The sequence below is a fragment of the Vibrio sp. V42_P2S4T144 genome (genome assembly GCF_009904715.1).
GTDB classification, from domain to species: domain Bacteria; phylum Pseudomonadota; class Gammaproteobacteria; order Enterobacterales; family Vibrionaceae; genus Vibrio; species Vibrio alginolyticus.
In genome coordinates, this window is record NZ_WXWS01000306.1 from 1 (window position 1) to 14,900 (window position 14,900).

The 14,900-nt window shown below is 46.6% G+C and carries 15 protein-coding genes and 1 pseudogene; 8 read left to right on the forward strand and 8 right to left on the reverse strand.

All coding sequences use genetic code 11. The features are described from left to right. Both fghA and CAG68_RS10545 read right to left on the reverse strand, forming a co-directional pair. A partial coding sequence (fghA, locus tag CAG68_RS10540; protein WP_161441122.1) for an S-formylglutathione hydrolase occupies window positions 1-802 on the reverse strand: 802 nt, incomplete at its 3' end. Window positions 803-864: 62 nt separating this feature from the next. Then, the gene (locus CAG68_RS10545) at window positions 865-2,013 is read right to left on the reverse strand and encodes an S-(hydroxymethyl)glutathione dehydrogenase/class III alcohol dehydrogenase (RefSeq protein WP_017821027.1); all 1,149 of its coding nucleotides are present in this window, start codon (window positions 2,011-2,013) and stop codon (window positions 865-867) included. Window positions 2,014-2,306: 293 nt separating this feature from the next. On the opposite strand from CAG68_RS10545, the gene CAG68_RS10550 reads away from it, so the two are divergent. Continuing rightward, window positions 2,307-3,113 (forward strand): arylamine N-acetyltransferase family protein, encoded by an 807-nt coding sequence (locus tag CAG68_RS10550; RefSeq protein ID WP_005383272.1) that lies wholly within the window; start codon window positions 2,307-2,309, stop codon window positions 3,111-3,113. An 80-nt stretch (window positions 3,114-3,193) separates the two neighbouring features. Beyond that, window positions 3,194-4,067 (forward strand): annotated as a pseudogene (locus tag CAG68_RS10555) (LysR family transcriptional regulator). A gap of 99 nt (window positions 4,068-4,166) precedes the next feature. Here the strand turns inward: CAG68_RS10555 and CAG68_RS10560 are convergent. Both CAG68_RS10560 and CAG68_RS10565 read right to left on the reverse strand, forming a co-directional pair. Beyond that, the gene (locus tag CAG68_RS10560) at window positions 4,167-4,940 is read right to left on the reverse strand and encodes a siderophore-interacting protein (protein WP_017821025.1); all 774 of its coding nucleotides are present in this window, start codon (window positions 4,938-4,940) and stop codon (window positions 4,167-4,169) included. A gap of 179 nt (window positions 4,941-5,119) precedes the next feature. Next, complete coding sequence (locus CAG68_RS10565; RefSeq protein WP_005482872.1) at window positions 5,120-5,704, reverse strand: LysE family translocator; 585 nt, start codon at window positions 5,702-5,704, stop codon at window positions 5,120-5,122. A gap of 114 nt (window positions 5,705-5,818) precedes the next feature. Between CAG68_RS10565 and CAG68_RS10570 the strand changes: the two genes are divergently transcribed. Then, window positions 5,819-6,259 (forward strand): Lrp/AsnC family transcriptional regulator, encoded by a 441-nt coding sequence (locus CAG68_RS10570; protein WP_005482841.1) that lies wholly within the window; start codon window positions 5,819-5,821, stop codon window positions 6,257-6,259. Between the two features lie 214 nt (window positions 6,260-6,473). Continuing rightward, window positions 6,474-7,652: a lytic polysaccharide monooxygenase gene (locus tag CAG68_RS10575; protein WP_017633838.1), complete on the forward strand. Its 1,179-nt coding sequence runs from the start codon at window positions 6,474-6,476 to the stop codon at window positions 7,650-7,652. Between the two features lie 115 nt (window positions 7,653-7,767). Here CAG68_RS10575 and CAG68_RS10580 read toward each other — a convergent pair whose 3' ends face one another. From CAG68_RS10580 to CAG68_RS10590, 3 genes are read right to left on the reverse strand one after another with little or no spacing between them, the layout of a single operon-like run. Continuing rightward, window positions 7,768-8,388: an HAD-IB family hydrolase gene (locus CAG68_RS10580; protein WP_025768754.1), complete on the reverse strand. Its 621-nt coding sequence runs from the start codon at window positions 8,386-8,388 to the stop codon at window positions 7,768-7,770. Between the two features lie 38 nt (window positions 8,389-8,426). Continuing rightward, the gene (locus CAG68_RS10585) at window positions 8,427-8,738 is read right to left on the reverse strand and encodes a cupin domain-containing protein (protein ID WP_005383281.1); all 312 of its coding nucleotides are present in this window, start codon (window positions 8,736-8,738) and stop codon (window positions 8,427-8,429) included. A 9-nt stretch (window positions 8,739-8,747) separates the two neighbouring features. Then, window positions 8,748-9,398 carry a Qnr family pentapeptide repeat protein gene (locus CAG68_RS10590; RefSeq protein WP_005460782.1) on the reverse strand — a complete coding sequence of 217 codons (651 nt, stop codon included), beginning with the start codon at window positions 9,396-9,398 and terminating at the stop codon, window positions 8,748-8,750. Window positions 9,399-9,893: 495 nt separating this feature from the next. Here CAG68_RS10590 and ompW point away from each other — a divergent pair, with 495 nt between their 5' ends. From ompW to CAG68_RS10605, 3 genes are all read left to right on the forward strand, one after another. Next, on the forward strand, window positions 9,894-10,538 hold the full coding sequence (gene ompW, locus CAG68_RS10595) for an outer membrane protein OmpW (protein ID WP_005374357.1): 645 nt from the start codon (window positions 9,894-9,896) through the stop codon (window positions 10,536-10,538). Between the two features lie 213 nt (window positions 10,539-10,751). Continuing rightward, a complete protein-coding gene (locus CAG68_RS10600) occupies window positions 10,752-11,777 on the forward strand; it encodes an HlyD family secretion protein (RefSeq protein ID WP_054578558.1) in 1,026 nt (341 codons plus the stop codon). After that, window positions 11,774-13,264: an MDR family MFS transporter gene (locus tag CAG68_RS10605; RefSeq protein ID WP_054729179.1), complete on the forward strand. Its 1,491-nt coding sequence runs from the start codon at window positions 11,774-11,776 to the stop codon at window positions 13,262-13,264. Before CAG68_RS10600 ends, CAG68_RS10605 begins: the two co-directional genes overlap by 4 nt. 96 nt (window positions 13,265-13,360) lie before the next feature. Here CAG68_RS10605 and CAG68_RS10610 read toward each other — a convergent pair whose 3' ends face one another. Next, window positions 13,361-13,606, reverse strand: coding sequence for a Rho-binding antiterminator (locus CAG68_RS10610; RefSeq protein ID WP_005374351.1), 246 nt, complete (start codon window positions 13,604-13,606; stop codon window positions 13,361-13,363). Between the two features lie 181 nt (window positions 13,607-13,787). Between CAG68_RS10610 and CAG68_RS10615 the strand changes: the two genes are divergently transcribed. Next, the coding region (locus CAG68_RS10615; RefSeq protein ID WP_161441123.1) for an MBL fold metallo-hydrolase at window positions 13,788-14,900 on the forward strand (1,113 nt) is incomplete at its 3' end.

Here is a 14,900-nt window from a genome sequence, read left to right on the forward strand (position 1 = left end):
CTTCAATAAAGCTTGAGATGAAGTAATAGCTATGGTCATAGCCTGGTTGCATTCTCAAGGTTAGGTTTGAATCGTGTATTTTTGCCGCAGCAATCAGCGCTTCCGGTCTAAGCTGCTCATTTAAGAAGCCATCAGCATCACCTTGATCAACCAAAATTGGTAATGGTGATTGTTGTTGTTTTAGAAGTTCACTTGCATCGTATTGCTTCCAGCTTTCAAGCTCCTTGCCTAAGTAAGCAGTAAAGGCTTTTTGTCCCCAAGGGCATTGCATTGGGTTACTGATTGGACTGAACGCTGAAATAGAACGGTACTGTTCTGAATTTTTCAGACCAATGGTGAGCGCTCCGTGGCCGCCCATACTGTGACCGGAAATTGACTTCACGTCAGAGACTGGGAAGTTACTTTCGATGATCGCAGGCAACTCCTCAGTCACATAGTCGTACATACAGTAATGCAGTGACCAAGGTGCTTGCGTCGCATTAAGGTAAAAGCCAGCTCCTTTTCCTAGGTCATAGCTTTCGTCGTCAGCGATACCTTCGCCTCTCGGACTTGTGTCTGGTGCAATGATCGCAATGCCAAGCTCGGCCGCCATACGAAATGCGCCCGCTTTCTGCATAAAGTTCTCATCGGTACACGTTAAACCAGAGAGCCAGTATAGCGCGGGTACGGGATTTGATTTCGTTGCGTTAGGTGGCAAGAATATCGCGAAGCGCATGGTGCAGTTTAGGGCATTGGATTCGTGTGTATATTGCTTGTGCCAACCGCCAAACACTTTGGCTTGGCTTACATTTTCAATGGTCATGAATAAACTCTCTAATTAGCAGAAGGAATTCAGGCTCCCCAAAAGGAGAGCCTGAGGCAGCATTATTGATCCATATGGATAACTGTTCGGATGCTCTTACCTTCATGCATCAGATCAAACGCTTTGTTGACGTCTGCTAATCCCATTGTGTGGGTAATGAACTCCTGTAAGCCGAATTCACCAGCCATGTAACGGTTTACGATTTCTGGAAGCTCAGAGCGACCTTTAACGCCACCGAAAGCGCTGCCACGCCATACACGACCAGTTACCAGTTGGAATGGACGAGTTGAGATCTCTTGACCTGCACCAGCAACACCAATGATGACTGACTCACCCCAACCTTTGTGACAGCACTCAAGTGCTTGGCGCATCACGTTTACGTTACCGATACATTCGAATGAGTAGTCAACACCACCGTCTGTCATTTCAACAATCACTTCTTGAATTGGCTTGTCGAATTTTTGTGGGTTGATGCAATCAGTTGCACCAAGTTGTTTCGCTAGGTCGAATTTGCTTTCGTTGATGTCTACACCGATGATGCGGCTGGCACCAGCCATGCGAGCACCGATGATTGCAGAAAGACCGATACCGCCTAGACCAAAGATTGCCACTGTGTCGCCTTTTTCAACTTTAGCTGTGTTTAATACCGCACCCATACCAGTGGTTACGCCACAACCTAGAAGACAAACTTCTTCAAGTGGTGCTTCTTTGTTTACTTTCGCTAGTGAGATTTCTGGAAGAACCGTGTACTCAGAGAAAGTAGAACAACCCATGTAGTGGAAGATAGTTTCGCCGTTGATAGAGAATCGGCTTGTGCCATCTGGCATTAGGCCTTTACCTTGCGTTTCACGAACGGCCTGACATAGGTTCGTTTTGCCAGATTTACAGAACTTACACTCACCACATTCAGCAGTGTAAAGTGGGATAACGTGGTCGCCAACTTCAACGCTTGTTACGCCTTCGCCAACCATTTCAACGATGCCGCCACCTTCGTGACCAAGGATTGAAGGGAAGATACCTTCTGGATCGTCACCTGATAGTGTGAATGCGTCAGTGTGACAAACACCAGTTGCTACGATGCGTACTAGCACTTCGCCGGCTTTTGGAAGTTGTACATCAACTTCTTCCATTTTAAGCGGCTCACCTGCAGCCCAAGCGACCATTGCTTTTGATTTTATGTGAGTTTGACCAGGTTTGATTTCAAGCGACATTGGATGTTTCCTTTATATTTTCAGTATATGGAGTGACGTAATAAGCGTAGTTAAGGTTTGCTTACCGCGCTGCGTCGTTTTGTTGGTGCTCATTTTAGGTGTTTCAGTAAAAATGATAATCCGTCCATTTTGAAAATGATTTTTACATATGCGTAATAATGATAAGGTGAGCATGTAAAAAGAGTGCTATGCCTCCTTAAAGCGGAAGGGAAATGGAAAAGGTGATTGACCTGAAGTTAGATAGAGGGGCTAAAGTAGAAAACAGTCAAACCATCAGCTAAGTAAGAGTCATTATGAATAAGACGGATCTGAGTGCCTATTTAACCAAGCTAGGCTTGCCTAGTGAATTGCCCGCCGATTTGGAGTCATTGCACAGAGTTCACGTGGCGCAGCATCGTTGCCTGCCGTTTGAGAATTTTGACATCGCATTGCAGCGAGGCGTTTCTGTTGAGATTGAAGATATTATTCAAAAAACCGTGTACCACTCTCGCGGTGGTTACTGCTTTGAATTAAATGGTTTAATGCTTGATGTGCTCAACACTCTTGGGTTTGAAGCGCGAAGTTTGCTAGGGCGTGTACATGTGTCTGGTACACCAACAGGTCGTAGTCATCAAATCACGTTAGTGACGTTAGAGGAACAAACATGGATTGTCGATGTGGGTTTTGGCTCCAATACCCCTCGAGCGCCATTGCCATTTATCCTTGACCAAGTGATTCAGACGGATTTACAAACCTTCCGTTTTGTCAAAGATGCTCAGTTTGGTTATTTCCTCCAAGTGCTTTCAACCGATGGAACGGACGTGTGGAACAATCTATACAGCTTTGACCTAGAGTTCGTGTGTGCTGGTGACATTGCATGTAGCAACTTCTTTACCTCGACTTCGCCTAATTCGCGTTTTACTAGCGCAAGAGTCGCTGCTAGAGCGACAGAAAGTGGGTTGGTGACGCTGCTTAACTACACACTCAGATGCACCAATCATGAAGAGCTAACAGAAATAGAGCTAGAGCCAGGTCAAACCTACCTGGATGCGTTGAAAGAATATTTTGGCATTGAGCTTGATGCGCAATACGACGATCTTCGTCCGTTACCTGACGCGTAAAGTTTTCCCGTTTTCAAAGCGTAGCGCGACGAGAACAATGTAATCACTATTTGTCTAGAAGAGGTCGACAGGAATACAGCATGGCGAATTGGGAAGGAGTCAGCGAGTTTGTTGCCGTAGCGGAAACTAACAGCTTTACAGCTGCCGCGGCTAAACTGAAAACGTCAGTGGCACAAATCAGTCGCCGCGTATCGGCACTTGAAGAGCGTCTTGCGGTCAAGTTACTGCATCGCACGACGCGAAAAGTTTCTCTGTCTGAAGCTGGACAGCTTTATTATCAGCAGTGCAAACACTTGGTCGAAGGGCTAGAACTAGCTGAGCTTGCTGTAACGCAAATGCAAACCGAACCGCGAGGTTTGCTGCGTGTGACAGCGCCTGTGACCTATGGGGAAATGAACCTCGCACCGCTCTTGCATCAGTTTTTGGAGAAGTACCCGCGTGTGGACCTCGATTTAGTTCTGACCAATCAAAAACTGGATTTGATAGAGCAAGGGGTAGACGTGGCGATTCGTCTTGGCCGCCTGCAAGATTCCAGCATGATCGCAAAGCGTCTTTCGTCGCGTCAAAATTACGTGTGTGCTAGCCCTATGTATTTGGAGCGATTTGGCGAGCCTCACACATTATCCGAACTGGCTCGACATCAGTGCCTAGTTGGTTCGGTCGATTATTGGCATTTTAAGGAAAATAAACGCGATAAGTCTTTGCGCGTATCGGGGAGAATTAAATGCAATAGTGGTTTTGCGCTAATGGGCGCCGCCAAACGTGGTTTGGGTTTAGTGCAGTTGCCGGACTATTACGTTCAAGAAGCTCTAGATAAGGGGTGAGCTAGTCGAGGTGCTGACCGATTACCGAGACGACCGTGAAGGCATTTGGGCACTGTATCCACAAAGCCGAAATTTATCGCCCAAAGTGAGGTTGTTAATCGACTTTTTAGCGCAGGAACTAGCGGATTAGAGTTTTCATGAACTTTAATACAACTGAAGTTGCTAAAACGCCCAGTGATGCCGGGCGTTTTTATTAGGATGAGAGCTGGAATCGAAAAGACATGAATCACTATTGGTTGGATTCCGCGTCTTCACGTTTAATCACTTTGTGCCCATCTTCAGACACGCCTTGCTTCCAATAGCTGCTGATGTAGATATTCTCGCGATCGACTTCTTTCTCATTGCGGAAATATTGGCGCAGCGCGCGCATTGAATCGAACTCACACGCACACCATACCGAAGCGTTACCGTCTAACCACTCGAGTTCGCGAACGCTATCAGCCAAGGTTTGCTGTTCAGTTAGCCAAATCAACTCCATACCGGCTGGCGTGTTTAGGGGTTGAATGTCGGCTGGAGACATCACGCTGATCACAGCGTAGCCTTTGGCCTCTTCGGGCAGCGTACGAATTTTCGCAGAAAGTGCTGGAAGTGCTGTCATATCGGCAGCCATGAAGAACCAATCCGCCTCAGTATTTAAGTTGGAGATGCTACCTGGCCCAACAATGCTGATCGTGTCGCCTTTTTGCGCGGCCATTGCCCAACGCGCTGCAAATCCGCATTGCAGATCTTGCGTTACGTGTCGGACGAAATCCACTTCGATTGAACTGGTTTCTGGATGAAAGCGTCGGATAGTGTAGGTGCGCATGATTGGTCGGTCGTCTTCTGGCAGGATGCTCAGATCCGCGCCGCCCATATCGTTAAACAGTAATTTGATGTAACTGCCTTCGCAGTCACGAGGAAAGTGGCTCAGCGCCTCACCTTGCAAGGTAATGCGCTGCATGTTTGGAGTGATGGTTTCTGTGTCTGTGACAACAAGCGTTTTAGGTTGAGGCTTCTTTTTCATTGTTACTTTACTCGATAATTATTCTCTTTCTCATTTAAAGATTATCAAGTTCCCTAACAAGAGGGTAGCGTCTTTAAACAAATTTACACTGTGAATTAACGCCAAAGCCTCAAGAAAAATATTACCTCTATCCTTTCTCTAACCACGTAAAGTGAGTCGTTTTTTAACCATAAATGGACTTATATCATTGGAATCGTAGACAAAAGCAACAGCGCTGCCATGCTGTAGTTGAACCCCTTAACGCGTTTATCGGTGGTCAACCAACGCTGCAATTGCATACCTGCCGCCGTCCAAAATGTCACCGATGGCAAGTTAGCTAAACAGAAGATACCGGCAATAAAAGTCAGTTCGAGCCAAGAACCGCCACTGGTGTATACCGTAATGGCCGTCAACGCCATCGACCAACCTTTTGGGTTCACCCATTGGAATGCAACAGCCCCTAAAAAAGACATCGGGCGAAAATCGTGTTTTGCTTCTGTTTTGTCGCTGGTGGCGATTTTGTACGTCAAGTACAGCAAATAACTCAAGCTCAATACTTTTAAAATCGAGTGGGTTAGCGGGTAGGCATGGAACAGGCTCATCAAGCCAATACCCACCAAAATTAGCATGGCACCAAAGCCGAAGGTAATGCCCAACATGTGTGGGATAGTGCGTTTAAAGCCGACATTTGCCCCTGAGGTCATCAACATAATGTTATTGGGACCCGGCGTAAAAGTGGAGACAAAAGCGAACAACGCCAAAGCGCCCAGTTGATGATATTCCATAGATTGTTCCTTGAATCAGTTCTCGATAAGTTGAGAACAACTATAAGTAGAACTGAGGTCAATATTGTGCTTTTATTTGATGATTAGAAACTAAATAAGCAATGAAACATCATCATGGATAGATTTGACGAAAGAATATTGCAAGTGCTCAAACGAGACGGAAGAATCTCCAATGTGGAGCTGTCGGAACGCGTTGGTTTATCTCCGTCTGCAACCTTACGCCGAGTGCAAGATTTAGAGCGTAAAGGCGTTATCAAAGGCTACCGAGCAGTACTGGATAATCAGCAACTTGGCGTGGGTTTTGTTGCTTATGTGTCGATTGGTTTGGCCTCGCACTCTAAGCAGGCGCAGTTGGGTTTCGAAGAGCATGTGCGTTTTGTAAACGAGGTGGTGGAATGTCACAACATCACTGGCGCGAACGAATATTTGCTGCGTGTGGAAACGCAAGATCTCGCCGCTTATAAAGCGTTTCACGCTGATGTGTTGGGTGAGTGCGAACACGTCAAGTCGATCACAACCATGGTGGTGATGGACACACCAAAAGACGAGCGCTAGCCAAACGAGAGTGACAGTTTTTGTGGCACACGAATTTGAAGTGACTCGAAAGAGTCAGTCGAGTATGAGAATGGTTCACAACAAATGCTGGAAAGCAGATGGCACTCTTACAATTTCCATATTTATTCTCACCTTCTAAATAATCCCATCCTGCTAGTTTTGCTTAAACCGCTTGTGTTTCAGAGCGGCGAGTCAGCAAAATTAAGGATGAACGATGAAATCACATGTAACACTTCCTCTTTTGAGCTTAAGCGCTGTTGCCGCATTGAGCTCATTTAACGTCAACGCCCACGGCTGGGTAGAATTTCCAAGTGCGCGTCAAAATACGTGTTATTTAGACGGTGGCTTTTGGACCAACGAGATCCCTAACCAAGCGTGTAAAGCGGCTTTTGATGAATCTGGCGCGTATCCGTTTGTGCAGCGTAGCGAAATTGCAGCAAACGTACCAAATTACCGAGATATGGAGCATGTGAAAGCCGTGGTTCGCGACGGTGAGCTATGTTCTGCTGGCGATACAGCTAAGAAAGGCTTGAACATTCCTTCTCCAAACTGGCAGCGCACCAATGTTACGCCAGATGCAAATAACCAGATTGAATTGGTGTTTTACGGCAAAGCGCCGCACAACCCATCGTACTGGGAATTCTATCTCACCAAGCCAACTTATGATGATTCAAAACCTCTTACTTGGAGTGATTTAGAGCTGATCGACACCGCAGGTGATGTGTATGTTGATGCGGAAAAACGCTACCGTATTCAGGTGACTTTCCCTGCTGATCGTTCGGGCGATGCGGTACTTTACACTCGTTGGCAGCGTATTGATGTCGCTGGGGAAGGTTTCTACAACTGTAGTGACATTACGTTAAACGGAACAGGCACGACGCCACCGACTGACCCTGTTGATCCAACCGAACCGGGCAATAATCTGACATCTCTAGGCTACTTTGTTCAGCAAGGTTTCGGACCAGTAGAAGCGGGTGACACCATCCGTTTCCGTACGTTTAATGCGACAGGCAATGAAATTGTCGATATTTCACTACCAATCAGTGCGAACAATACGGCGACTTGGGCGGCAGAAATAGCAGATCAATTTAACGCGCAGCAAACGGGCGATTGGTATGTGGGCATTTGGCATCAAGAGATGAGCCACTACATGTTCGATAGTAACAACGTGAATGCGAACCAAGTATTAGCGCCAAGTGCAGACTTCAGTTATGCGTTGTCACTGATCAAAGCGGATGTAACGCCACCAGTTGAACCAACCAACTTGTGGGACAAGACGGCCGTATACAACCAAGGTGATGTGGTGACGCACAACGGCAAAGAATGGACTGCCCAGTGGTGGACGTCTGGTGAGGAACCAGGCACAACAGGCCAATGGGGTGTATGGCGTTAAGCCATTTATTCGGGCCCTGAACAATAAAACCCTTCTCATGTGAGAAGGGTTTGTTTTTTAGCCTAAAACGACCACTTTGGTCGAGTGGTTGTCTTGAAAATCAGAGCACATATCGTTATTCGCTTGCTCTCCACTCGCTCCAGTTGAGCATCGCGTAGTCTGCCAGTTTGAGCATCGGAATGTCTTCGTGTGTATCACCGTAGGCATAAACAGACGCAAATTCGTCGAGCGAAAACGTGGCCCTAACGCGCGAGACTTTTCTTTCTAAACTGCAATCACCTTGTTGGTAAAAGCCACTCAGTTTTGGCTGTTCTGAGATCAGTTCACTGCACAACAAGTGGTAACCGTTCGCTTCACACCAAGGCTTGAGATACGCATTGAGTGATGCCGACACTACCACAATGGTATCGCCTCTGTGTTGATGCCACGCCAACCTTTCCATCGCTTCTGGCCTCAAGTACAGCGGGATCACTTCATGGGCAAACTGAGCGCCAATCGCTTCAATTTGCTGCGTTTCTTTCCCTGAAAATGCAATAAAACTGCTGAGAGGGCGCATAACACGAGCGGGTAACACTCCGAGTTTGTACAGCGCATAAAATGGCATGATAGCGACCTTTCCTACTCGTTTGCGCAGGCCATAAGCAGAATAGTGGAGGAAAAGGCTAAACATATCCTCTCGGGTGATGGTGCCATCAAAATCAAACAGTGCCAGTGACGGCTTAGTAGTATCGAGCAAATTCAGCGCCTATTTTTTGGTTTAAGATCGTTTTGTGTTTATTGATAAAACACCGCCAACCAGATGGTTTCTTGCGTTGGGTCAGTCCAGCTCACTTTGTGTTTGGTATGAGCTGGAATCGTAACGTGATCGCCTGCCTCAAGTCGTTGCACGACACCTGATTCAAAAGTCAGCTCTCCTGCTCCTTTAAGAACCAAGACCCATTCATGTTCTTCTTGATCGTACCAGCCACTTTCGGGCGAGGTTTGCCCCGTTGAGACAATGCGTTCTATACGCAGGTTTTTGTGGGTCAGCAGGTCTTCGAACACTTCCTCGTCGAGGTTATTCGGTAAGTCTTTAAACAGGTTCATGGCCTTTCCTTAAAGAATGATCAGTCCAAAAGGCGCAAGCAATTGCTCTTGTTGCCAATCACAAATTTTAACACCAAACAGAGAAACGCGGCGCACATCTAGCCCGTCTAGTTCGACATGAGTCAGATCACATTGCTCAACGTTAAAGGTTCCCCATTGTTCTGGCGAGAATTCGCAGCGAGATAAATCCGAGCCTTTGAGAGTTGCCCCTGCGAGGTTCGCACCGTTCCAACGGTTTTCAAAGAGGTCACATTTTTCTAGTAACACTCGCTCGAAGTTACAGTAGGTGAGGTTGCAGCCAGTAATAAAAGCAGAACAGAAAAACATGGTGTTACTGACGCGATTAGCAAAGTTCGCACCTTGGAAGTTTGCCCCTTTGAGATCGCACTTACGTAGCTCCAAGCCCATACAATTTGCGCCGTTAAACAGGCTCATCGCCAACATACAGTTCGTAAAGCTGGCGTCTTTTAAGTTCGCGAAGCGAAAACTACACCCTTCTAGCGCTTTGGATTCGATAAAGCGACAGTCGATGAACTTAGCATCGCGCAGATCGGCATGGTCGAAACTGCACATATAAAAGTGGCAGTTTTTAAAGGTGGCATTCTGAAAATCGTGATGAGAAAAGTTTTCTCGTTCAAAAATGAGATCGGTTTTTAACATGTCTTCTCCTTATCTGCGAGCAGACTAGCACTCCAAGTGACTGATTTTCCAGAAAAATAACTTCTTGTATTTCAGTGTTTTACAAACCCCTCAAATCGCGATTTTAAGGGGTCAAACGAGCTTTTTAAGTGGGTTATTTTTTGAAAATAGAAGACGTAGAGGAAGAAAAAAGTTTTTACTGGCTACGAGCCTTAACGAGAGGATTCGCATTTATGGGTATGCATGGCAACTCACACGCACAGTTTGCATTACAGAATTGTATCCTATTTGCATAATTTGTTGATCAATATGGCGTTTCTCCATACAAAAAACCTATATTTTTCACAAATTGATTTCCATCAAAATAGTAGGGTTTCTATGTGCTAGATTGCGCACAGCTCAAAAAGATATAGATACCCGTGTGCTTCAAGGCGCTGAGTTTACTTGAAATCTCAGATCAGTTAGCAGGCACCCCTTTGGGTACGACATAACGAAGCCCTACGAAAGGAAATAAAAATGAAAAAAACAATCTGCAGTCTAGCAGTGGTTGCTGCACTCGTGTCACCAAGTGTTTTCGCTCATAAACAAGGTGACTTCGTTCTTCGTGTTGGTGCGGCGTCTGTCGTTCCAAATGACAGCAGTGATAAGATTCTTGGTTCTCAAGAAGAGTTAGAAGTTGACTCAAATACGCAGCTTGGTTTGACGTTTGGCTACATGTTTACAGACAACATCAGTTTAGAGCTTCTAGCAGCAACACCATTCAGCCACGATATTTCAACAGACTTGTTAGGTCTTGGTGATATCGCGGACACCAAACACCTTCCACCAACGCTTATGGTGCAGTACTACTTTGGCGAGCCACAAAGTAAGTTCCGTCCATACGTGGGTGCAGGTCTCAACTACACCATGTTCTTTGATGAGGGCTTCAATAGCACGGGTAAAGGCGCTGGTCTTTCAGATCTTAAGTTGGATGATTCATTCGGTCTAGCAGCGAATATTGGTGTGGACTACATGATCAACGATCAATGGTTCCTCAACGCTGCTGCGTGGTACGCAAACATTGAAACAGAAGCAACTTACAAAGCAGGTGGAGAGAAGCAAAAAACCGACGTCAAAATTAACCCTTGGGTATTTATGATCAGCGGCGGTTACAAGTTCTAAGAAAAACCAGTAGTTACACGCACATTACTATTATTGGCATGACTTTGGGGGCGGTTACGGGGACTGCCCCTCTTTTTATCCTCGTTTTGATTGCACATCATTTACTCCACTTAGCAACATGCAAAATTGGATCTTTACCTTGCAGATCATTTTATTGTCGGAAGATCGAAAAGTCCTACACTGATCACATAATTGAACAAGTGGACAATATAAATGAGCGACGACATCGCAAAGCATTCCTCCTCCAGATCTAAGCTGGTAAAAACTCTTTTCTTTACTCTCTGTGTTATCGCATTTGGTGCGATGTATTGGTCTTGGCAGTATTCAGATAGTCACCCAAGCACGGAAGATGCCTACGTTAGGGCAAAAATTTTGTCGGTAGCGCCTCAGGTAAAAGGCCAAGTGGTTTCTGTGGATGTCAAAGACTTCCAATCTGTTAACAAAGGTGACCTACTGCTGAAGATAGATTCACGCCCATATTTGTTGGCAGTGAAGCAAGCAAAAGCGGCATACCAATTGGCGGTCCAGCAACATGACGTTGCCGATAAGCAGGTAACTGAAGCTGTTGCGGGCTTAGATGCGGCGCGCTCTAACCTGATAGAAGCGCAAGTAGAGTACAAACGTACGGATTCCCTAGTGAAACGCAAACTGGCGTCGGACCAAGATTTAGATACGGCGAAAAACAAACTCGCCAATGCCCAAGCGAGCCTAGAGCAAGCGCGCGCGACGGTAGAAAAAGCCATTGCGAACCGTGGTGAAGAAGGCGCAGAGGCTGCGGTCGTTCAACAAGCTGCAGCACAGTTAGCGCAAGCGGAGCTGAACTTGAGCTACACCGACATTACGTCACCAGTGGATGGCATTGCCGGTGAAATCAATACGCACGTAGGCTCGGTCGTTAGCGTGGGTCAAACGCTGTTCCCTGTGATTTTAAAAGGCAGCTATTGGGTACGCGCGAATTTTAAAGAAACCGATCTTACTCATATTAAACCTGGCATGCATGCGGATGTGGTGATTGATATGTACCCAGACGTGGTGTGGAAAGCAACGGTAGAACAGCTGTCGCCTGCGAGTGGTACATCGTTCTCTTTGATGCCACCAGAAAACGCAACGGGTAACTGGGTTAAAATCAAACAGCGTTTCCCTGTACGTTTGGCATTAGAAGTACCGGCCGATGCGCCGCAACTTCGCGTGGGTGCGAGCTCAGAAGTCACCATTGATTTGCAAAGTAGCGTGCAATGAGCCATCAAATTACGGCAGACAAACGGGGGATTGCCACCGTCGCCGTGATGCTTTCTGCCATCATGGTGTTAATCGATATGACCGTTGCGAACGTGTCGCTATCGCACATGATGGGCGCGTTGGGCGCAACGGCAGACCAAATTACTTGGGTGCTGACGGGTTACAGCATGGCGGAAGCGATCTTCATTCCGATGACCAGTTTCTGGGTGTCGCGCTTTGGTGAACGCAAAGTCATGCTGGTTGCTGTGATCGGTTTTGTGATTGCCAGTGCGCTTTGTGGGCAAGCACAGTCTCTTGAAGAGATGGTGCTATTTCGCATTATTCAAGGCGCTTTCGGCGCGTCGGTGATTCCATTAGCGCAGTCGACGTTAGTGCAGATTTATCCGTACGAACAAAAAGGCAAAGCGATGGCGATTTTCTCCATCGGCATTTTGCTTGGTCCTATTTTGGGCCCAGTCGTGGGTGGCGTGATCACCGACAACATCAATTGGCGCTGGATTTTTTACATCAACTTGCCATTCGGTTTGATTTGTACCTCTTTGATTTATCGCTATATCCACATCGACAACAAATCCAAACCTAACTTTGACTGGTGGATCATCGGTTACATGGCGTTAGGTGTGGGCGCGTTGCAGTTTGTGTTGGATAAAGGTAACGAAGAAGACTGGCTCAACTCACGCATGATCCAGACCGCGATATTACTCGCTGTCATGGGGTCGGTGATGTGGATTTATCGCAGCTGGAAAACCAAAAGCCCAATAGCGCCATTGTGGCTACTGAAAGACCGAAATCTTATGGTCTCGTCGTTGATGATTGCCGTGGTGTCGATGGCGATGTTTGGCCTGACGACTCAACAACCGATGCTGTTGGAAAGCTTGCTGGATTATCCGGTCTCAACCACTGGCTTATTAATGGCACCGCGTGGATTGGCGTCAGCGGCGATGTTGATTTTGGTGATTAAGCTCAATCCGCAATTCGATCCCAGAATCAAAATAGTCTTTGGCTTGAGCTGCATCGGGATTGGTAGTTATTTGATGACGCAATACTCACTGCAGATCGATACATTTTGGATTGTGATGCCGAGTATGATTCAGGGGATGGGGCTTGGTTTAACCTTCTCGACGCTGTCCACCTTGGCGTATTTAACGATTCCGAAAGAGCAATCTGTTGCGGCGGCAAGTATTTACAATCTGTTCCGTACGATTGGTAGTTCGTTTGGTATCTCTATCGCCACCACGTTCCAATATCGTGATAGTCAGCAGCAATGGCATGCGCTGGGAGAGGGTTTTAATCCTTATAATCCTAACTTGCATGACTGGGCGGCCAATCAGGGGCTTTCCATTACCGACCCGGTTGCGTTAGACCAATACCAACAGATGTTGCAGCAGCAATCGCAAATGGTCGCGTTTGTGCACACCTTCCAGCTTGTGGGAGTGATGTTCGTGATCATGATGCCGATGTTGGTTTTCATCCGGTCGCGTGAATAACAACAAGTTCAGGTGAACCGTGTAAGAGAACGCCTCTCAAGTTGTGACAGCTTGAGAGGCGTTTTTTATTGGACGGCGTCAGTGAAAGAAGGACGTTTACTCAAATGTCACTTCGTCAAAATGCGGATTGGTTTTGAGCGCGCGCATTGCGACTAATTGTTCAGTCGGGAAGGCGGTGTGCTCACCATCCATATCTAAAAACAAGCACTCTTGTCGCTGCATGTCGTAGCCTGTGTCGAACGCGTTGCCCTGATGAGTTTCACCATTTTTTAGTGTGATCTCGATAGGGAGCTTAAACATACAGGCGATTTCAATAAAATCGTATTGGCTGCAAGTCACCATAGCTTTCTCCTTTCAAACCGACGCAGTATTCAGAAGGTTTGAGAACCGCTTCCTTAATATAGAAAACGTTTGATTGAAACTGAATCTTCATCTTACACCTCATTTTGGTCACGAAATAGACATACACGCACGTTTTAATAAACCTACTGTTGAGCGTTCGCAAGCGAGACAAAACTACGATATGTCTGAAACGATACTTAAGCGCACATACCTAACGAGTGAACAAAAGACACAAAAGCCAAGTTCACTGATTTCCCCTCAAACCTACCATGCGCAGTTGGCGCACCGTGTTCACCACTCGCCTCAATTTGAAAACGGCCGCGTTAAAAACGAGATGCCAAATATCCCTAGCCCGCAATCATTCTGGCAGGTGTGTTGGAGCTATCTTGGTGGTAGAACGCCATTGAGTCCTAACGAACATCTGCCACATTTCCCAATTCAACCTACGCAGTTTGCGCAGAGAAGTGAATCGATGCGCGTTACTTGGCTGGGCCATTCCACCATGCTGGTGGAGGTCGATGGCATTCGAATTCTGACTGATCCGGTATTTGATTACGCTTCTCCGTTCATCGCAAAAGCGTGGTTTGAACGCAATATTCCCAATACCCATGCCAGAGATTGTTTGCCGATTCCTGAAATGATCGTGATTTCGCACGATCATTACGACCACTTAGAAGCATCGACCATACGTTTCTACGCTGATAAATCCGTGACGTTTTATGTGCCCTTAGGGGTTGGCAAGCATCTGATAAAGTGGGGCGTTTGCGCAGACAACATCGTGGAATTCGATTGGTGGGATAGCGTGCACTATTCCGGAACTGAACTGATTTGTACGCCCGCTAACCATAATTCTGGTCGTACTTATTTCGATAAAAACTCGACCTTGTGGGCTTCTTGGGTCATCAAAGGCAAAGAAGAGACGCTCTATTTTAGTGGCGATTCAGCTTACGATTCGCACTTTTCCGAGATCGCACAGCGATGTGGACCAATCGACATTGCCTGTTTGGAAGTGGCTGCTGATGTGAAAGGCCAAGGTTATCCGGTCGAAAACTGGGGGCACATGCAGGCTCATCATACCGTGCAAGCGTTTCACGATTTAAATGCGAAAAAACTGTTGCCAGTACATTGGGCTACATACGAGCTGTTTACTCACCGCTGGGACGAACCGATTTTAGATTTGCTTGCCCATTGTCAAAAAGAACATATAACGCTGCTGACGCCAATGCCGGGGGAGAGTTTTTTCGTTCATAAAAAACAGATAAATAAACAATGGTGGCGAGAAAAAGAAACAGGT